An 18,368-nucleotide genomic window follows, 5' to 3' on the forward strand; every position below is an offset into this window, starting at 1 on the left:
CCCAGGGTGTCCCGGACGGACCGGGACGGCGCTGGCGACGGGAGGTCGGGTGCCGAGAGCCGTGGTCGACGCGCCGCAGCGCGTGCGGGAGGCGCCCGTGCTGCACACTGACCGGGTGCCACCTCCCGTGACGACGAACCCGGCGGTCGACGCCGCCCTCGCGGCGTGCGCCGGCGGCGACCCCGCCGCGTTCGCGCCCGTCTACGACGCGCTCGCGCCGGTCGCGTACGGCACGTGCCTGGGGGTCCTGCGGGACCCGGACCACGCGGCGGAGGTCGTGCAGGAGGTGATGGTGGAGGTGTGGCAGACGGCGGCGCGCTACGACGCGACCCGCGGCTCGGCGCGAACCTGGGTCGCCACGCTCGCCCGGCGGCGCGCGGTGGACCGCGTGCGGGCCGAGCAGGCGCGCCGTGACCGCGACCAGCGCGACGTGGACGCCTCGACGGCCGCGGCACCGCGGGACGTGGTGGTGGAGGACGTCGAGCGACGTCTCGAGGGCGCGGCCGTGCGGCGGTGCCTGGACTCGCTCACGGCGACGCAGCGGGAGGCGGTCGTGCAGGCGTACTACGGCGGGCTCACCTACCGGGAGGTCGCCGAGCGGCTCGACGCCGCGCTGCCGACCGTGAAGTCCCGCATCCGGGACGGGCTCCTGCGGCTCCGCGACTGCCTGGGGGTGCGTCGTGGCTGACCCGACCACGCCCCGCGGCGACGGCGCGCACGACCGTCCGGACGTCCGCGACCTGCTCCCCGCCTACGCGCTCGACGCGGTGGACGACGTCGAGCGGCGCGCCGTCGAGCGCCTGCTCGCGGCCGACCCCGACGCGCGGCGCGAGCTCGACGAGTACCGCGACGTCGTGGCGGCGTTCACCGTCGAGAGCGCCCCGCCGCCCGCGCTGCGCGACACCGTCCTGGCCCGGGTGGCCGCGTCCGAGGCCACGCTCCCGCCCGCCGGGGAGAGGACGGGGGGCGTCGTCGTCGACCTCGCGGCCGCGCGCCGCGCCCGCCGTCGGCGCTGGACCGGGCTCGCGGCGGCGGTGGCCGCGGTGGTCGCGGTGGCCGTCCCGACCACGGTCGCGGTCCGCGCGACGCAGGAGCAGTCCCGCCTGGAGGCGCGGGCGGACGCGATCGAGCGCATGCTCGCCGACCCCGACGCGACGATCCTGCACGGCGACGTGGCGGGCGGCGGGCAGGCGTCCGTCCTCGCGGCGGGCGACGACATGTACTTCCGCGCGTCCGACCTGCCGGACGCGGGCGACGACCGGGACTACCAGCTCTGGGTGGTCGAGCCCGACGGCGCCGTCGTCTCGGCGGGCGTCCTCGACGTCCAGGACGGCAGCACGTCGCGGCTCGTCCAGGGCGAGCCGGGCGTCGGCATGGCCGTGACGGTCGAGCCGGCGGGCGGCTCGGAGCAGCCCACGACGGACCCGGTGGTCGCGCTCGTCGGCTGAGCGCCGCGGCCCGGAGGGGTCGGGACGCGCGCGGGAAAACTCGTGCCGATCCCGACCCATCCACCCGGGGCGGCGCTCCGAACCCTCGGCATGACGCCCCGCACCGGCGGGGCGACGACCCGAGGAGAGACCGATGAACGTTCGCACCCGCACGTCGTACGCCGTCGCCGGCATCGCCACGCTCGCCGTGCTCGGCCTGTCCGCGTGCAGCTCGGACTCGGACACGGGGTCCGACTCGACGACGACCGACTCCCAGTCCGACACCATGACGGACGACTCGACGTCCGACGACATGACCGACGACTCGACCGAGGGCTCGGACGACATGGCGGCCGACCCCGCCGCGAACCTCGTGGGCCCCGGCTGTGCCGCCTACGCGGAGCAGGTGCCCGACGGCGCCGGGTCGATCACCGGGATGTCGACGGACCCCGTCGCCGTGGCGGCGTCGAACAACCCGCTGCTCACGACGCTCACCGCGGCCGTCTCGGGTGAGCTCAACCCGGACGTCGACCTCGTCGACACGCTCAACGGCGGCGAGTTCACCGTGTTCGCCCCCGTCGACGACGCGTTCGCCAAGATCGACGCCGCGACGCTCGACTCGCTGAAGACGGACTCCGACACGCTGACGAAGATCCTCACGTACCACGTGGTGCCCGGCCAGCTCACGCCCGACCAGGTCGCCGGCGAGCACGAGACCGTCGAGGGCGGCACGGTCGAGGTCACCGGATCGGGCGACGAGCTCATGGTCAACGACGCGGCCGTCGTGTGCGGTGGCGTGATGACGCAGAACGCGACCGTGTACCTCGTGGACACGGTGCTCATGCCGACGATGTGATCCTCCCTGCGCGTCCAGAAGCGGGCGCGCGGTGGACCCGCGAGAGCGGGTCCCGACGGCCCCGACCGGACGGTCGGGGCCGTCGTCGTGCGCCCGGCGACGTCCCCTCGGCGCGCGGCGGACCCATCCGCGAGGGCCGCCGGTCCGAACCCCGGGCATGGAGACGCTCATCGTCATCGGCCTGCTCGGCGGACTCATCACGGGGATCTCGCCGTGCATCCTGCCCATGCTGCCCGTCATCTTCTTCGCGGGCGGCGTGCAGGGCGCGCGCACGGGGGCGACGCCGTCGGGCACCGCGGAGACCGGGACGGGCGGCGTCTCCCCGGGGCTGTTCGCGGGCGTCCCGGACGCGGTCCGCGTCGGCGGTCGCCCGGCCGCGGGGCTGCGTGGCCGGGGTGGCCCGGTCGGCGCGCCGGAGGCCGCCGGGTCGCGGGAGGTCGCGGCGCGTCCGACGCGCGGCGGGACGCTCGCCCTCGACCTGCCGACGGGGGACGCGGCGGAGCCCGCCGCCCCGGCCGACGGTGGCCCCGGTAGCCGCGCGACGCGGCGGACCACGCGCCGCTCGTGGCGCCCCTACCTCGTCATCGCGGGCCTGGTCCTCAGCTTCAGCGTCTTCACGCTCCTCGGCTCTCTCCTGCTGACCGCGCTCGGGCTCCCGCAGGACCTGCTGCGCTGGGCGGGCATCGTGCTCCTCGTCGCGATCGGCGTCGGGATGATCGTGCCGCGCGTCGAGGAGGTCCTGGAGCGGCCGTTCCGGCGGGTCGCGGCGCTCGGGGCACGGCGCGGCGCCGCCCGCCAGGACCGCGGGGCGTTCGTGCTCGGCCTCGGCCTCGGCGTGCTGTACGTGCCGTGCGCCGGGCCGGTCCTCGCGGCGATCACCGTGGCCGGGGCGACGGGGAACATCGGCCCAGGCACCGTCGCCCTCACGGTGTCGTTCGCGGTCGGTGCGGCGATCCCGCTCCTGGTCTTCGCGCTCGCGGGGCGCCGCGTCGCGGAGCGGGTCCGCGGGTTCCAGCGGCACACGCGCGGCATCCGCGTCGCGGGCGGCGTCGTGATGATCGCGCTCGCCGGCGCGCTCGCGCTGAACCTCCCCGCCGCGCTCCAGCGCGCCCTGCCCGACTACACGGGTGCGCTCCAGCAGCGGGTCGACGAGAACGACGCCGTGCGCGAGGCGCTCGACCTCGGCGGGCTCGTCACCGACGAGAACCGCGAGCTGTCGAACTGCTCGAACGGCGCGCCCGTGCTGGAGGACTGCGGCACCGCCCCGGAGCTGCGCGGCATCGACACGTGGCTCAACACCCCGGACGGCGAGGCGCTGACGCTCGAGGGGCTGCGCGGCAAGGTCGTGCTCGTCGACTTCTGGACCTACTCCTGCATCAACTGCCAGCGCGCGATCCCGCACGTCAACGCCTGGTACGACCGCTACCGCGACGTCGGCGCGGGGTTCGAGGTCGTCGGGGTCCACACGCCCGAGTTCGCGTTCGAGCGCGAGACGCGCAACGTCGTCGCCGGCGCGCAGGACCTCGGCGTCACCTACCCCGTGGCCCAGGACAACGCGTACGCGACCTGGACGGCCTACCGGAACCGTTACTGGCCCGCGCAGTACCTCGTCGACGCCGACGGGACCGTGCGCCACATCCGCTTCGGGGAGGGCGGGTACGAGGACACCGAGCGTCTGGTGCGCGAGCTCCTCGAGGACGCGAACCCGGGCGTCGAGCTGCCCGAGCCCACCACCGTCGGCGACACCACCCCGCAGGACGAGACGACGCCCGAGACCTACTTCTCCATCAAGCGCGTCGTGAACTACGCCGGCGAGCCGCGCTACGCCGCGGGGCAGCAGGACTTCACGCTCGCCGACGACCAGCGGCAGGACACGTTCTCGCTCGGCGGCACGTGGGACGTCGACTTCCAGGGCGCGACCGCCGTGTCCGACGACGCGCGCGTGCGTCTCGCGTACCGCTCGACCGACGTGTTCACGGTGCTCGGCGGCGAGGGCACCGTCATGGCCCGTGTCACGACGGACGGGCGGACCACGACCCGCGAGATCGACGTGTCCGGCAGTCCGACGCTCTACCCCGTCCTGGAGGGCGACGGCCCGACGGAGGGTCTCGTCGAGCTCGACGTCCCGCCCGGCGTCCAGGTGTTCACCGCGACGTTCGGGTGACGCGTCAGCTCGCGAGCTCCCGCGCGGGCGTCCACGACCCGATCGTCGCGGTCCCGCCGCCGAGCAGGTCGAGGCCGTCCCCGACGCCGGGGATCCCCGCGAGCCCGACGACCGACTCGGGGTCGCCCGGGTGCGGGGCCACGAGCAGCGTCGTGACGAGCGGCGGGTCGTCGGCCGTCGACCCGCCGCGCCACGAGAGCGCGGCCCAGGCGGTGGCGCCCGGCGCGAGGGTGATCGGGGCGAGGCCGTCGTCGTCCGGCTCGAGGAGCACGTCCGTCTCCGAGCCGTCGTCGGCGACGAAGCGGACCGCGGGCGCGCCCGCGAGGACGCACTCCGCGGTGCCGTCGTTGCGAGCCGTGACGGTCAGGAACCGGCGCCCCGCCGCGGCGTCGAACCCGAGGGCTCCGAGCGTGAGGTCGCCGGGGGCGCACGCGCCCGCGGGGCGCGTCCCGGTCGTCGGTGCGGCGGCTCCCGCGACGAACCCGGAGCGCGTCGCGGACGCGCCGCCGTCGGTCGAGCCGTGGACCTGGTACGCGAGCACGGGGCCGGGGTAGGCCGCGCCGTCGAGCGTGCGCGCGACGACGGCCGCGTCGCCCGAGGTGATCACCGTGAGCAGGGGGTCCTGCTGGAACGTGTCGCGGGCGGCTTCGTGCACGACCTGCGTCACGCCGGGTTCCGCGGCGACGTCGGCCAGGAGCGTGAGCAGGGCGTCGTCGGGGACGGTGAGCCCGTCGCCGTCGTAGGTGCCGACGCCGGAGCCCTCGACGCCGAGGCTCGTCAGCCCCCGGCCCTCGGCACGGACGAGCGCGGCGACGCCGACGAGGTCGTCGGCCGTGCCGACGTCGACCGACGCGGACCCCGGCGACAGGAACACGCGGCGCACGGGGTCGTGGGCGACGAGGCGCACGGCGTCGGCGACGGCGTCGGCCCCGAGGAGCTCGGGGCGTGGCTCCCCGGTGGCCGGGTCGACGCCGCGGTCGGTGTCCGCGCCGGGGCCGTGCGCGACGGCGAACGTCCCGCCGGCCCCACCCGTGCCCTCGACGCGGAGCGACCAGGCACCACCGCCGGGCACGGCGGCGACGATCGCGCTCGCGTCGTCGGCGGTGCGCTGCGCCTCCTCGGGTGTCGGCAGCGGGCCGACCAGCGTGACGCGCGCGGACTCGCCCGCGGTCCCCAGGGCCTCCACGGCCGCGACGCCGGGCAGTGCGCGCAGCCGCGCCGCGACGGCCTCGCGATCGCTCTCGGGGGAGGTCGGCGCGGGCGTCGCACCGGGAGCGGGGGTCGTCGGGGCCACCGACGAGGTGGCCGGGGCGGGCTGCTCGGCCGCGGTGCGCAGCGCCGCCGGCCCGACGACGGCGGCGACCACCGCGAGGACGCCGCCCACGCCCGCGGCGGCCACCGCGACGAGGGGGCTGCGCCGTCGTGCCCGTGGCGGGGCCGTCCCGGCGCCGGGGTCGGTGGCGGGCTCGGGGGAGGGTGTGCCGTCGTCGTCCACGGCCGTGACCGTACCGGTCGCCGCCACCGCGCGGGGTGGCGCGCCGACGTCCTCCCCAGGGTCCGCCCGTCGTCTTCACCGTGCCAGGGTCTACCCGGGCCGACGCGAGGGGGAACCGGTCTTTTCGGCGCATCGCCGGACGAGCCGGGCGCACAGGGACCCCGCGCTTTTACCAGGACTCCTGCTGACGGGCAACATCTGGCATGATCCGGCCATGACAGTGCGGACGGCTGCGGAGCTCGCTGCGGTCGACGACCCGGCGTGGCCGACGCTCTCGCGCATGCTGGGTCGCGGCGGCGTCGAGGTCGTGCCCGCGCCCGCCTGGTCGCTCGAGGTCCTCTACCGGCTCCAGGTCACCGTCCGCTCGACCCTGGGCGCGCTCGCCCTGCACACCGGCGGGGTCCTCGTCGACGGCGGCTGGCTCCGGATCATCGGCGGGGGCGGGGCCGGGCTGCCGGACCTCGCGACCGTCAACGGCCTCGGCGAGCCGGGCGAGGACAGCGTCGCGCCGTCCGTCCTCGTCGTCGCGTACGACGTGCTCGGCGGCACGTTCGCGATCAACGGCGGCGGGCTCCCCGGCCCGCTCGGCAACGTCCACTACTTCGCGCCCGGCTCGCTCTCCTGGCTCGACCTCGGGTTCGGCCAGGCGGCGTTCCTCGAGTGGTCCGTGAGCGGGGGGACCGCCGAGTTCTACGCGCCCGTGCGCTGGCCCGGCTGGTACGACGAGATCGGCTCCGTGCGCCTCGACGAGGGCCTGAGCGTCTACCCGCCCCTGTGGTCGGAGGAGGGGCGCGACGTCGCCCGGTCGTCGCGCACCCCGGTGCCGCTCGGCGAGCTCGTGGACTGGCACTTCGAGATGGCGGAGCGCATGGCCCCGGTCGACGACTACGTGCGCGACGCCGACGAGCACCTCGACGGCTACGGCGCCTGGCCCACCGACGGCTACCGCCCCTGAGCCCCGGTCACGCCCTGGGTCATGCCGGGTCCGCGTCGAGGAGGTCGGCGCGCACCGTCCTCAGCTTGTCGGGGTTGCGCACGAAGTCGAGCGCCGCGACCCGCCCCCCGACGACCGTGAACGCGATCACCGTGAGCACCCCGGTCCCGTCGCGCAGGAGCAGCCCGGGCGCGCCGTTGACGTCGACCGCGCGCACGGCCTCGGGCGGCCGGCGCAGGTAGCTGAGCAGCACGGGACCTGCCGTCCCCGCCCCGCGCACGGTGTGCCGCAGCGCCCGGACCTTGCCGCCGCCGTCGGCCCGCAGCACCACGTCGGGGTCGAGCACCGCGAGCAGGGCCGGCAGGTCGGCGTCCGAGCAGGCCGCGACGAACGCCTCGACGGCGCGCGCCTGCTCGGCGCGCGTCGCGGTCCCGCGCGGCCGCCCCGCCTCCACGTCCTTGCGGGCTCGCGCCGCGAGCTGGCGGACGGCGGCGGGCGAGCGCCCGACGACGTCGCCCACCTCGTCGAACGGCAGCCCGAACACGTCGTGGAGCACGAACGCGACGCGCTGCGCGGGGGAGAGGCGCTCGAGCACGACGAGGAGGGCCATGCTCACCTCCTCGTCGAGCGTCACGCGGTCGGCCGGGTCCGTCGCGTCGACGGCGCCCGCGGCGACCGGCGACGCGGCGCCCGGGGTCGTCACGACCGGCTCCGGCAGCCACGTCCCGACGTAGCGCTCGCGGCGCGCCCGCGCGCTCCCGAGCACGTCGAGCGCGAGCCGCCCGACCGTCGTCGTCAGCCAGGCCGCGAGGTTGCGGATCGAGCCCGCGTCCTGGGTGCGCAGCCGCAGCCACGCGTCCTGGACGCAGTCCTCGGCGTCGGACCAGGAGCCGGTCGTCGTGTACGCGAGCCGCAGGAGGCGGGGGCGCTCGGCCTCGAACGCGCGCGCGAGGTCGTCGGCGGCCGGGCCGGTCACCGGGCCGCCGCCCGCTCGGCGCGCTGCGCGGCGAGCCAGTCGCGGAACGTCGTGGTGCCGCGCACGTCGGGCTGTGCGTCGGTGAGGCCGCCGGCGCGCAGCGCGCGGCCGAGCGCGCCGGGGAGCGGCACCCGGACGGGGACGGCGCGCGAGCCGGTGACGTCGCGCCAGGCGCGCGCCGCGTCCCGCAGGTCGACCACCTCGGGACCCGCGACGGTCGTGGTGCCGCCGCGCGGGTCGCGCACGGCGGCGTCGGCGACGGCGGCGCCTACCTCGGCGGCCGCGACCGGCTGGACCGGGGCGCGCAGCAGCGGCACGACGCCCCGGCGCGCCGCGGCCCCGAGCGCCCCGGCGACGAGCTCGTGGAACTGGGTCGCGGCGACGACCGTCCACGGCACGCGCCCGTCCGCGACCTCGCGCTCCTGCGCGACCTTGGCGGCGTAGTAGGTCATCGGCACATCGTGGCACCCCACCACCGACACGAGCACGTGGTGCCGCACCTCCGCGGCGCGCTCGGCGGCGAGCAGGCGCCGCGTGCCGTCGACGACCGCCGCGCGCACGTGCCGCAGCGACGTCGCGGTGTTGCTCGCGTCGACCACGACGTCGACGCCGTCGAGCGCCGCCGCGAGCCCTGCGCCCGTCGTGAGGTCGACGGGATGCTCCCGCGCGTGCCTGCTCAGCGCCCGCACCTCGTGGCCGCGCGCGGCCAGCCCTGCCACGACGTGCCGACCGACGGTCCCCGTCCCACCCACCACAGCGATCCTCATACCCGGACGACGACGCGGCGCCCGCCGATGTGACATCCCAGCCGCGTCGAGAGTTGTATACAAGTGCGCAGGACGTGTGGCACGATGGCCGGGTGACGACGACGCCCGAGCTGCGCACCGCCGTCGGGCCGTCCTCGGCGCCCGGCGACGCGGGCCTCGCGCGCCGCCAGTCCGGGGCCCGCGCGGTCTACGACCTGCTGCGCGGCCGCATCATCGACGGCTCCCTCGCGCCCGACGCGCGGCTCACCGAGCCCGTGCTCTCCGCCGAGCTCGGCGTCTCGCGGACCCCGGTGCGCGAGGCGCTGCGGCTGCTCCAGGCCGAGGCGCTCGTCGTCGAGCTGCCCACCGGGGGAGTGCGCGTCGCGCCGCTCGACCTCGCCGACGCGCGGCGCGTCTACGACGTGCGCGCCCGCCTCGAGGGCCTCCTCGCCCGGGACGCGTGCGAGCGCGCCACGCCCGACGACGTCGCGCGGCTCGCGCGCCTCGTGACGCTCATGGACGCGGTGCGCGACCACGAGGACGAGGTGCTGCGCATCGGCGCCCAGTTCCACGGCGAGATCGAGGCGCTCGCCGACAACCGCTGGGGGTCGGCGCTCCTGCGCCAGATCCGCGGCCACGTCGACCGGTACCGCGCGCTCGCCGCGCGCCGCCGTGTCGGCACCACCGACCACGTCGACGAGCACCGCGCCGTCGCCGACGCCATCGCGAGCCGCGACGCCGCCGCCGCCGAGGCGGCGATGCGCGCCCACATCGAGCGCAGCGCCGCCCTCGCCGAGCAGTCGCTGCGCGGCGCGGGGTCGGCGACCGACGACCTCCCCTGACCACCGCCCACCGCACGACGGAGACACCGATGCCGTACACCCACCACCTGCGCGTCTACCCCAGCGCGGAGCCGCTCGACCGCACCGACCAGCTCGCGTGGAAGCTCGCCGAGCTCGCGACCGACCCGGTCGAGGTCACGCCCGAGGTCGTCGACATGGTCGTCAACCGGGTCATCGACAACGCGGCCGTCGCCGCGGCCAGCCTCACGCGCGGCCCCGCCGTGGCGGCGCGCGGCCAGGCGCTCGCGCACCCGTACACCCCGGGGTCGACGGTGTTCGGCTGCGGCCTCGAGACCCGCACGAGCCCCGAGTGGGCGGCGTGGGCGAACGGCGTCGCGGTGCGCGAGCTCGACTTCCACGACACGTTCCTCGCCGCGGAGTACTCCCACCCGGGCGACAACATCCCGCCGATCCTCGCCGTCGCGCAGCACGCCGGGTCCGACGGCGCCGCCGTCGTCCGGGCGATCGCGACCGGCTACGAGATCCAGGTCGACCTCGTGCGCGCGATCAGCCTGCACCGGCACAAGATCGACCACGTCGCGCACCTCGGGCCGTCGGCCGCCGCGGGCATCGGGACGCTGCTCGGCCTCGACACCGAGACGGTGTTCCAGGCGATCGGTCAGGCCCTGCACACGACGACGGCCACCCGCCAGTCGCGCAAGGGCCAGATCTCCACGTGGAAGGCGCACGCCCCGGCGTTCGCGGGCAAGGTCGCGGTCGAGGCCGTCGACCGCGCGATGCGCGGCCAGACGTCGCCCGAGCCGATCTACGAGGGCGAGGACGGCGTCGTCGCGTGGCTGCTCGACGGCCCGGACGCGGCGTACGACGTCGTGCTCCCGGCCCCCGGCGAGCCGAAGACCGCGATCCTCGACACCTACACCAAGGAGCACTCCGCGGAGTACCAGTCGCAGGCGCTCATCGACCTCGCCCGCGCGCTGCACGACGAGCACCCGTGGCTCGCCGACCCCGAGAACGTCACGTCGATCGTCATCCACACGAGCCACCACACCCACTACGTCATCGGCTCCGGCGCGAACGACCCGCAGAAGTACGACCCGACGGCGTCGCGCGAGACGCTCGACCACTCGATCCCCTACATCTTCGCGGTCGCGCTGCAGGACGGCGGCTGGCACCACGCCGACTCGTACGCCCCCGAGCGCGCGGGCCGCCCCGACACCGTCGCGCTGTGGGCCAAGGTCACGACGGCCGAGGACCCCGAGTGGACGCGCCGCTACCACTCGACCGACCCGGCGGAGAAGGCGTTCGGCGGGCGCGTGGAGATCGAGCTGGCCGACGGCGGCCGCCTCGTCCGCGAGATCGCCGTCGCCGACGCGCACCCGCTCGGCGCGCGGCCGTTCGGGCGCGAGCAGTACGTGCACAAGTTCCGCACGCTCGCCGCGGGCGTCCTCGAGGACGCCGAGATCGAGCGCTTCCTCGACCTCGCGCAGCGGCTCCCGGAGCTCACGCCCGCGGAGGTGCGCGAGCTGACGATCGTGGGGCGGCCCGGGCTCCTCGACTCCGTCCCGACGCCGACCGGCCTGTTCGAGCTCGGTCGCGACGACGCCCCCGCGCACCCCGAGGTCGAAGGCGACGGGTTCACCATGCACGAGGCCGACGCGACCACCGAGGGAGAGGCGCGCTGATGCTGTACAGCCAGGTGACGCCGTCGGACAAGCGGCGCGCGTTCCGCGCGGCGCTCGACGCCGCGGCGACCACGGGGGAGCCGCTGCGGCTCCCGGGCGCGTTCAACCCGCTGTCCGCGCGCCTGATCCAGGACAAGGGCTTCGAGGGCGTGTACGTATCGGGGGCCGTGCTGTCGGCCGACCTCGGCCTGCCCGACATCGGCCTCACGACCCTCACCGAGGTCGCGGGGCGATCGCAGCAGATCGCGCGCGTCACGGACCTGCCCGCGCTCGTCGACGCCGACACCGGCTTCGGCGAGCCGATGAACGTCGCGCGCACCGTCCAGGCGCTCGAGGACGCGGGCGTGGCGGGCGCGCACGTCGAGGACCAGGTCAACCCCAAGCGGTGCGGCCACCTCGACGGCAAGGAGGTCGTCGGGCTCGACGAGGCGGCGAAGCGCGTGCGGGCGGCCGCCGACGCGCGCCGCGACCCCGGCTTCCTGATCATGGCGCGCACCGACGTCCGCGGCACGATCCCCGGCGACGCCGGGCTGCGCGCCGCGATCGACCGCGCGAAGGCGCTCGTCGACGCGGGGGCCGACGCGATCTTCCCCGAGGCGATGAAGGACCTGTCGGAGTTCGAGGCCGTGGCGTCGGCCGTGGACGTGCCCGTGCTCGCCAACATGACCGAGTTCGGCAAGTCCGAGCTCTTCACGCGCCGTCAGCTCGGCGACGCCGGCGTGCGGCTGATCATCTACCCCGTCACGCTCCTGCGAGTCGCGATGGGCGCCGCCGAGCGCGCGCTCGACGAGATCGCCGCGACCGGCACCCAGGCGGGGCAGGTCGAGGGCATGCAGACGCGCGCGCGCCTCTACGAGCTGCTCGACTACGCCGCCTACAACACCTTCGACGAGGGCATCTTCACCTACCGGCCCTGACGACCGGCCGGTGCCGCGCGCCCGTCGGCCGCGGCACCGGTATCTCCCCGCGACCCGTGCTGCACGAAGGAGTGACCGCATGACCACCACCGCACCGACCACCGACGCGCCCGAGATCCGCAAGGGCCTCGCGGGCGTCGTCGTCGACGTCACCGCGATCTCGAAGGTCAACCCCGAGACGAACTCGCTCCTGTACCGCGGCTACCCGGTGCAGGACCTCGCCGCGCGCCGCAGCTTCGAGGAGGTCGCGTACCTCCTGTGGCACGGCGAGCTGCCCACGCCGGAGCAGCTCGCCGAGCAGACCGCCGTCGAGCGGGCGCACCGCGCGCTGCCCGGCCACGTGCGCAACGCGATCCTCGAGCTCCCGACGACGTGCCACCCCATGGACGTCGTCCGCACCGCGATCTCCCAGCTCGGCGCGCACGACCCCGACGCCGAGGACTCCTCGCCCGAGGCCGAGCAGGCCAAGGCGGTCCGCCTGTGGGCCGTGCTGCCGGCCGCCGTCGCGCTCGACCAGCGTCGTCGTCGCGGCCTCCAGCTCGTCGAGCCGCGCGACGACCTCTCCTACGCCGAGAACTTCCTGTGGATGACGTTCGGCGAGGAGCCCGAGCCCGCCGTCGTGCGCGCGTTCGAGGTGTCGATGGTGCTGTACGCCGAGCACTCGTTCAACGCGTCCACGTTCACGGCGCGCGTCATCACGTCCACGCTGTCCGACCTGCACTCCGCCGTGACGGGCGCCGTCGGCGCGCTCAAGGGCCCGCTCCACGGCGGCGCGAACGAGGCCGTCATGGCGACGTTCGCCGAGATCGGCACCGCCGACCGCGCCGCCGCGTGGCTCGACGACGCGCTCGCCCACAAGCGCAAGATCATGGGCTTCGGGCACCGCGTCTACAAGCACGGCGACTCGCGCGTCCCCACCATGCGCGCGACGCTCGACGACCTCGTCGACCACTACGGCCGCCCGGACCTCCTCGAGCTCTACACCGCGCTCGAGAGCGCGATGACCGAGCGCAAGAACATCCTGCCGAACCTCGACTACCCGGCCGGCCCGGCGTACCACCTCATGGGCTTCGACACCCCGATGTTCACGCCGCTGTTCGTCGCGTCGCGCGTGGTGGGCTGGACCGCGCACGTCATGGAGCAGCGCGCCGCCAACGCCCTCATCCGCCCGCTCAGCCAGTACGTCGGCCCGGAGCAGCGCGACCTCCCCTGACCCTGCCCCTTACTCCCGGCCCTGCGTCGAACAGGTGGTCCTGGCGCGTCCCGTCCCCCGGACGAACCGGGACCACCTGCTCGGACCGCCGGGATCGCCTGGTCGGCCGACGGAGGGGGTCAGCCGACGAACGACTCCAGCTCGGCGCGGTCGGGCGGGCCGTCGCGGTGGATGAGGGCCTTGATCTCCTCCATGCGGTCCCAGACGTTGACGGCCATGCCGGCCTCGACGCGGCCGTCCTGGAGCCAGAACGCGACGAGCTCGCGGTCCGGGACGGAGCCGGAGACCACGACCTCGTCGTAGGCGTCCGGGCCGGCGACGAAGCCGAGGTACTCCATGCCGACGTCGTACTGGTCGGAGAAGAAGTAGGGCAGCTCGGGGTAGGGGTCGGTCGCGCCGAGCATCGCGCGCGCGGCGTGCGGGCCCTGGTGGAGGGCGGTCGCCCAGTGCTCGACGCGCAGCGACCGCCCGTAGCGCGCCGACGGCACGCTCGCGACGTCACCCGCGACGAAGACGTCGGGGTCGGTGGTCTGGAGCGTCGCCGACGCGACGACGCCACCCGTCGCGGAGTCGAGGGCGAGCCCGGCGTCCCGCGCGAGCCCGACGTTCGGGACCGCGCCCACGGCGACGAGCACGAAGTCCGCGTCGACGTGGGTGCCGTCGGCGAGGTCCACCCCCGTGGCCCGACGACCGTCGCCGGAGACGCCCGTGACCTGCGCGCGGCGGTGGAGGTGCACCCCGTGGTCGGCGTGGACCTGCCCGTACAGCTCACCCATCTCGGGCCCCAGCACGCGCTCGAGCGGGTGGGTCCCGAGCCCGATCACCGTGACGTCCAGGCCGAGCGTGCGGGCGGACGCCGCGACCTCCAGCCCGATCCAGCCGTCGCCGACGACCGCCAGCCGCCCGACCCCGTCTCCCCGGGCCGCGCGCAGCGCCGCGGCCAGGGCGTCGCTGTCGTCGAGCGTCCGCAGCTCGTGCACCCCGGCCAGGTCGCCGCCGGGCAGGGGGATCCGGCGCGGGTCCGAGCCGGTCGCGAGCAGCAGCTTCTCGTACGACAGCGCGCGGCCGTCGTCGAGCGTCACGCTCCGTCCGGCGAGGTCGAGCGCGGTCGCCTGGGTCCCGGTGAGGAGCTCGACGTCGTGCTCGGCGTACCAGTCGGTCGCGAGCGGGAACACCGCCTCGCGCTCGGCCTCGCCGCGCAGGTAGTCCTTGGACAGCGGCGGCCGCTCGTACGGGCGGTGCGGCTCGCGCGCGACGACGGTGATCCCGCCGTCGTAGCCTTCTGCGCGCAGCGTCTCGACGGCCTTCGCCGCGGCGAGCCCTCCTCCGACGACGACGTGACGTCCAGCGCTCATGGCGACCTCCGCGGTGGTTCGGGACAGCGGGACGGCCTCAGTCTCGCGCGAACCGGGTCGCACCGCCGGGGGAGCGGCGGGCGCGAGAACGACGAGAGGCCCGGGATCCTCGCGGATCCCGGGCCTCTCGGCTGGTCGGGGTGACAGGATTTGAACCTGCGACCTCTTCGTCCCGAACGAAGCGCGCTACCAAGCTGCGCCACACCCCGGTTGCTGGCCTACGTGACGGTCGACGAGGAAACCTCGTCTTCCCCGCAGGAAGCCTGCCCAGAATAGCCGACGAAGTGCCGTGCCACGAAACCCGATCCCTGCCACCCCGACGACACCCCCCTCGACACCCCGACCCGCGCCCGTCGAGCACGGGGTCGGCGACCGGAAACTCGGGATCGCGGTCGCTGACCCCGTGCTCGGCGGAGCGGTGGGGAAAGGGGGAGCCGTCAGCGCGACGTCAGGGTGAGCAGCGTCGCCTCGGGGCGGCACGCGAACCGGACCGGCGCGTAGGGCGACGTCCCAGCGCCGGCGGAGACGTGCAGCCACGTCGAGTCCTGGCCGCCCGCGCCGTCGGGGCGGGGGCCCGGCCAGCCGTGCAGGCCCTTGGCCCGCTTGCGGTCGATGTCGCAGTTGGTCACGAGCGCGCCGAACCCGGGGACGCAGAGCTGCCCGCCGTGGGTGTGGCCGGCGAGCACGAGCTCCGCGCCGTCGTCGTGCATCCGGTCCAGGACCCGCCGGTACGGCGCGTGCGTGACCCCGAGCCGGAGCACGCCGCCCTCCGGCGGAGCGGCCGGGGCCTGCGACGCGGGCGCGGGGAAGACGTCGCGGTCGAGGTGCGGGTCGTCGACGCCCACGAGGTCGAGGCGGACGCCGCCGACGTCGAGGACGTCACGACGGTTCGTGAGGTCGACCCACCCGGCGCCGCGCATCGCGCCGGCCATCTCGGCCGCGGGCAGGAGGCGGGGCTGCGACGCGAACGGCAGCCGCGCGTCGGGCAGGAGGTAGCGCGCCGGGTTCTTCGGGACCGGCGCGAAGTAGTCGTTCGAGCCCAGGACGAACGCGCCGGGCACCGCCAGGAGCGGGGCGAGCGCGTCGAGCAGCGGCTCGAGCGCGTCGACGTGCGCGAGGTTGTCCCCGGTGTCGACGACGAGGTCGGGCTCGAGCTCGGCGAGCGAGCGCACCCACTCGATCTTGCGCTGCTGGGTCGGGACGAGGTGCAGGTCGGAGACGTGCAGCACCCGCAGGTCGCGCGAGCCGGGCGGCAGGACGGGGACGGTCGCCTCGCGGAGCGTGAAGAGCTTCGTCTCCACGTGCGCGTACGCGACGCCCGCCACGCCGACGGCGGCCAGCGCCCCGAGCCCGCGCAGGGCCCGGCGCGCCCCGTCGGCGCTCAGCCGTTCCCCCCGCCGCCGAGGCCCTCCAGCCACGCGCCGAGGTCGCTCTCGCGGCCCGCGCCGTTGCTGCGGTCGCCGCGGTCGCCCCGGCCGTCGGCCTCGCTGTCGGGCTGGTCGTCGTCGGGCTCGTCGCCACCCGGCTGCTGACCGCCCTGGTCACCGCCGTCCTGGCCGCCCTCGGGCGTCGACGGGGTGCGCGGCGGGGGCTTGGGGGCGTTGACGCGGCCCCAGTCCGGCTCGGCGAACCCGGGGGCGGGCTGACCGGCGAGGATCTGGTTCATGTAGTCGCGCCACGTCGGGGCGGCGAGGCTCGACCCGTACCAGTACGGACGCGTCTTGCCGTTGATGGTGAAGCGGCCGTTCATCTCGACGTCGTTCTCGGCGTTGCCGATCCACACGGCCGTGGCGACCTGCGGCGTGTAGCCGATGAACCACGTGTGCTTGTTGAGGTTCGCGGTACCGGTCTTGCCCGCGGCCGGACGGCCGTCGGCGAGCGCGTTGCCGCGGCCCGAGCCCTGGGTGAGCACCTGCTGGAGCGCGTACGTGACCGTGTTGGCGACCGCGGGGTCGATGGCCCCGGGCTGGCAGTTCGCCGACGGGACGGGCAGCTCCTCGCCGTCGCCCGCGACCACCTTCGTGATCGCGATCGGCTGGCAGTACGTGCCGCCCGCGGCGAACGTCGCGTACGCGGCGGCCATGTGCATCGGCGACGAGTTCTGGGTGCCGAGGATCATCGACGGCACGATCTCGATGTCGGTCTTGTCCTTCGACGACGGCGTGAAACCGGCCGCCTTCGCGGTGTTCGCGACGCCGCAGAGGTCGAGCTGGGAGGCGATGGTCGTGTAGGCGGTGTTGACCGAGTTGTAGGTCGCCTTGAGCACCGTCATCGAGCCGCTGCCCGGGCCGTCGGAGTTCGCGGGCGTCCACGGGTCGTTGCCGAGACGCTTGCAGCTCGCGTGGAAGTCCCGGCTGCCGATCCAGGTGCGCTTGTTCGCGTTGACCGTGTCGTAGAGCGAGTGCCCCTCCTTGAGCCACTCGGCGAGGACGAACGGCTTCCAGGTGGAGCCGGGCGAGAACCCGCGCGATCCGCCGTGCGCCTCGTCGGTGCTGTAGTTCACGGCCGTCGTGTTGGGGGCGGGGTCCTGCGTGTTGTCGAACGCGCGGTTCTGCGCCATCGCGAGGATCTTGCCCGTCCCCGGCTCGATCGACACGATCGCGTCCTCGATCTGGCTCGGGTCGTCCGCCGGGACCGCAGCCGCCGCGTGCTGCTCCGCGGCCGCCTGCATGTTCGGGTCGAGCGTCGTGTAGATGTCCAGCCCGCCGCGGTACAGCAGCGCCTCGCGCTCGGCCTTCGTCTCGCCGAACACCGGGTCCGACATGATGACCTTCGTGACGTAGTCGCAGAAGAACGCGGAGCCGCCGGACGCCTGGCAGCCCGCCTCGAGCGGCTGGATGGCGAGCGTGTCCGAGATGGGGGTGGCCAGCCCGGCGTCGTACTCCTCCTTGGTGATGTACCCCTGCTGGTACATCGTGTTGAGGACGACGTTGCGGCGGTTCTGGGCCTTCTCCGGGTCGGCCGTCGGGTCGTACGTGGACGGCGCCTTGGTGATCCCGGCGATCGTGGCCGCCTGGAGGTAGTTCAGGTCCTTCGCCGAGACGCCGAAGTAGTGCCGTGCCGCCGTCTCGACGCCGTACACGGAGCGCCCGAACTGCGCGATGTTGAGGTAGCCCTGGAGGATCTCCTCCTTGCCCATCTTCTTCTCGAGCGAGATGGCGAGCTTCGCCTCGCGCGCCTTGCGCCCGAGCGTGTCGGCCTTGGCCTCGTGCTGCGCCATGACGTCGCCGTCGCGCACGGCCTGCTCGATGAGGACGTTCTTCACGTACTGCTGCGTCAGCGTCGAGGCGCCCTGCGTCGAGCCGCCCGTGAGGTTGTTGACGAACGCGCGCGGGATGCCCTCGACGTCGACCCCGCCGTGCTCCCAGAAGCGCTTGTCCTCGATCGCGATGACCGCGTTCTTCATGGGCTCGGAGACCTGGTCCAGCGGGACGACGATGCGGTTCTCCGTGTAGAACGTCGCGAGCCGCGTCGTGCCGTCGTTCGCGTAGATGCGCGACTGCTCGGACAGCGGGCCCGGCTCGAGGTCGGCCGGCAGCTCGTCGAACACCTCGACCGCGGTGTCCGTCGCCGTGTTCGCCCCGGCGGCCAGCGGCACGAGGAGCCCGGCCGCGAGCACGCCGCCGACGCCGGAGACCAGCACGAACGCCAGGAAGAGGGCGACGAGCTGGTACGCGTTGATCTGCCGGCCGCGAGGACGCACAGGGGAAGCCATGGTGCCAACCCTACGGGAGCAACCCCAGGAGAGGCCCGGAGAGCCGCCTCTCCCGGGTGTGCGGGTTGTGTAAGCATCCCGGGAC

14 protein-coding genes, 1 tRNA gene and 1 pseudogene are annotated in these 18,368 nt (G+C 75.1%); 9 read left to right on the top strand and 7 right to left on the bottom strand.

The window, feature by feature from the left end; genetic code table 11:
* Positions 1-115 precede the first annotated feature (115 nt).
* The 4 genes from sigK to B8281_RS06795 all read left to right on the top strand — a co-directional run bounded on the left by sigK (position 116) and on the right by B8281_RS06795 (position 4,447).
* Positions 116-688: an ECF RNA polymerase sigma factor SigK gene (gene sigK / locus B8281_RS06780; RefSeq protein WP_085951324.1), complete on the top strand. Its 573-nt coding sequence runs from the start codon at positions 116-118 to the stop codon at positions 686-688.
* A complete protein-coding gene (locus B8281_RS06785) occupies positions 681-1,448 on the top strand; it encodes an anti-sigma factor domain-containing protein (protein ID WP_085387308.1) in 768 nt (255 codons plus the stop codon). Before sigK ends, B8281_RS06785 begins: the two co-directional genes overlap by 8 nt.
* A gap of 133 nt (positions 1,449-1,581) precedes the next feature.
* Positions 1,582-2,283 (top strand): fasciclin domain-containing protein, encoded by a 702-nt coding sequence (locus B8281_RS06790; RefSeq protein ID WP_085387309.1) that lies wholly within the window; start codon positions 1,582-1,584, stop codon positions 2,281-2,283.
* Between the two features lie 157 nt (positions 2,284-2,440).
* Positions 2,441-4,447 carry a cytochrome c biogenesis protein DipZ gene (locus B8281_RS06795; protein ID WP_157446598.1) on the top strand — a complete coding sequence of 669 codons (2,007 nt, stop codon included), beginning with the start codon at positions 2,441-2,443 and terminating at the stop codon, positions 4,445-4,447.
* 4 nt (positions 4,448-4,451) lie between these two features.
* On the opposite strand, the gene B8281_RS06800 is transcribed toward B8281_RS06795, so the two are convergent.
* Complete coding sequence (locus B8281_RS06800; protein WP_157446599.1) at positions 4,452-5,942, bottom strand: DUF4232 domain-containing protein; 1,491 nt, start codon at positions 5,940-5,942, stop codon at positions 4,452-4,454.
* Between the two features lie 214 nt (positions 5,943-6,156).
* On the opposite strand from B8281_RS06800, the gene B8281_RS06805 reads away from it, so the two are divergent.
* Positions 6,157-6,897, top strand: coding sequence for a DUF2625 family protein (locus B8281_RS06805; RefSeq protein WP_082774512.1), 741 nt, complete (start codon positions 6,157-6,159; stop codon positions 6,895-6,897).
* 19 nt (positions 6,898-6,916) lie between these two features.
* Here the strand turns inward: B8281_RS06805 and sigJ are convergent, their stop codons facing one another.
* Both sigJ and B8281_RS06815 read right to left on the bottom strand, forming a co-directional pair.
* Positions 6,917-7,852, bottom strand: a complete 936-nt coding sequence (gene sigJ / locus B8281_RS06810; protein WP_157446600.1) for an RNA polymerase sigma factor SigJ — start codon at positions 7,850-7,852, stop codon at positions 6,917-6,919.
* On the bottom strand, positions 7,849-8,604 hold the full coding sequence (locus tag B8281_RS06815) for an SDR family oxidoreductase (RefSeq protein ID WP_198163174.1): 756 nt from the start codon (positions 8,602-8,604) through the stop codon (positions 7,849-7,851). The genes sigJ and B8281_RS06815 overlap by 4 nt, the downstream gene beginning before the upstream one ends.
* Positions 8,605-8,711: 107 nt before the next feature.
* On the opposite strand from B8281_RS06815, the gene B8281_RS06820 reads away from it, so the two are divergent.
* From B8281_RS06820 to B8281_RS06835, 4 genes and pseudogenes are all read left to right on the top strand, one after another.
* Positions 8,712-9,440 (top strand): GntR family transcriptional regulator, encoded by a 729-nt coding sequence (locus tag B8281_RS06820; protein WP_171468370.1) that lies wholly within the window; start codon positions 8,712-8,714, stop codon positions 9,438-9,440.
* A gap of 29 nt (positions 9,441-9,469) precedes the next feature.
* Positions 9,470-10,984, top strand: a pseudogene (locus tag B8281_RS06825) (MmgE/PrpD family protein); the annotation flags it as partial.
* A 98-nt stretch (positions 10,985-11,082) separates the two neighbouring features.
* Positions 11,083-12,000, top strand: a complete 918-nt coding sequence (gene prpB / locus B8281_RS06830) for a methylisocitrate lyase (RefSeq protein WP_085387314.1) — start codon at positions 11,083-11,085, stop codon at positions 11,998-12,000.
* A gap of 79 nt (positions 12,001-12,079) precedes the next feature.
* A complete protein-coding gene (locus B8281_RS06835) occupies positions 12,080-13,213 on the top strand; it encodes a bifunctional 2-methylcitrate synthase/citrate synthase (RefSeq protein ID WP_085387315.1) in 1,134 nt (377 codons plus the stop codon).
* A 119-nt stretch (positions 13,214-13,332) separates the two neighbouring features.
* Here the strand turns inward: B8281_RS06835 and B8281_RS06840 are convergent, their stop codons facing one another.
* The 4 genes from B8281_RS06840 to B8281_RS06855 form a co-directional block, all read right to left on the bottom strand.
* Positions 13,333-14,568 carry an NAD(P)/FAD-dependent oxidoreductase gene (locus tag B8281_RS06840; RefSeq protein ID WP_085387316.1) on the bottom strand — a complete coding sequence of 412 codons (1,236 nt, stop codon included), beginning with the start codon at positions 14,566-14,568 and terminating at the stop codon, positions 13,333-13,335.
* 132 nt (positions 14,569-14,700) lie between these two features.
* Positions 14,701-14,777: transfer RNA gene (locus tag B8281_RS06845), tRNA-Pro, on the bottom strand.
* Between the two features lie 228 nt (positions 14,778-15,005).
* Positions 15,006-15,986, bottom strand: coding sequence for a metallophosphoesterase (locus B8281_RS06850; RefSeq protein ID WP_369824946.1), 981 nt, complete (start codon positions 15,984-15,986; stop codon positions 15,006-15,008).
* On the bottom strand, positions 15,950-18,283 hold the full coding sequence (locus B8281_RS06855) for a transglycosylase domain-containing protein (protein ID WP_085387317.1): 2,334 nt from the start codon (positions 18,281-18,283) through the stop codon (positions 15,950-15,952). Before B8281_RS06855 ends, B8281_RS06850 begins: the two co-directional genes overlap by 37 nt.
* Between the last annotated feature and the right edge of the window lie 85 nt (positions 18,284-18,368).

Origin of the sequence: Cellulosimicrobium sp. TH-20, from assembly GCF_002105775.1 — a bacterium.
In the GTDB taxonomy this organism is placed as follows: Bacteria; Actinomycetota; Actinomycetes; order Actinomycetales; family Cellulomonadaceae; genus Cellulosimicrobium; species Cellulosimicrobium funkei.

What these genes read in the sequence shown, in the direction of transcription:
- B8281_RS06790 (WP_085387309.1), top strand. Translation starts at nt 1,582, where the DNA reads ATGAACGTTCGCACCCGCACGTCGTACGCCGTCGCCGGCATCGCCACG.
- B8281_RS06795 (WP_157446598.1), top strand. Translation starts at nt 2,441, where the DNA reads ATGGAGACGCTCATCGTCATCGGCCTGCTCGGCGGACTCATCACGGGG.
- B8281_RS06805 (WP_082774512.1), top strand. Translation starts at nt 6,157, where the DNA reads ATGACAGTGCGGACGGCTGCGGAGCTCGCTGCGGTCGACGACCCGGCG.
- prpB (WP_085387314.1), top strand. Translation starts at nt 11,083, where the DNA reads ATGCTGTACAGCCAGGTGACGCCGTCGGACAAGCGGCGCGCGTTCCGC.
- B8281_RS06835 (WP_085387315.1), top strand. Translation starts at nt 12,080, where the DNA reads ATGACCACCACCGCACCGACCACCGACGCGCCCGAGATCCGCAAGGGC.
- B8281_RS06840 (WP_085387316.1), bottom strand. Translation starts at nt 14,568, where the DNA reads ATGAGCGCTGGACGTCACGTCGTCGTCGGAGGAGGGCTCGCCGCGGCG.
- B8281_RS06855 (WP_085387317.1), bottom strand. Translation starts at nt 18,283, where the DNA reads ATGGCTTCCCCTGTGCGTCCTCGCGGCCGGCAGATCAACGCGTACCAG.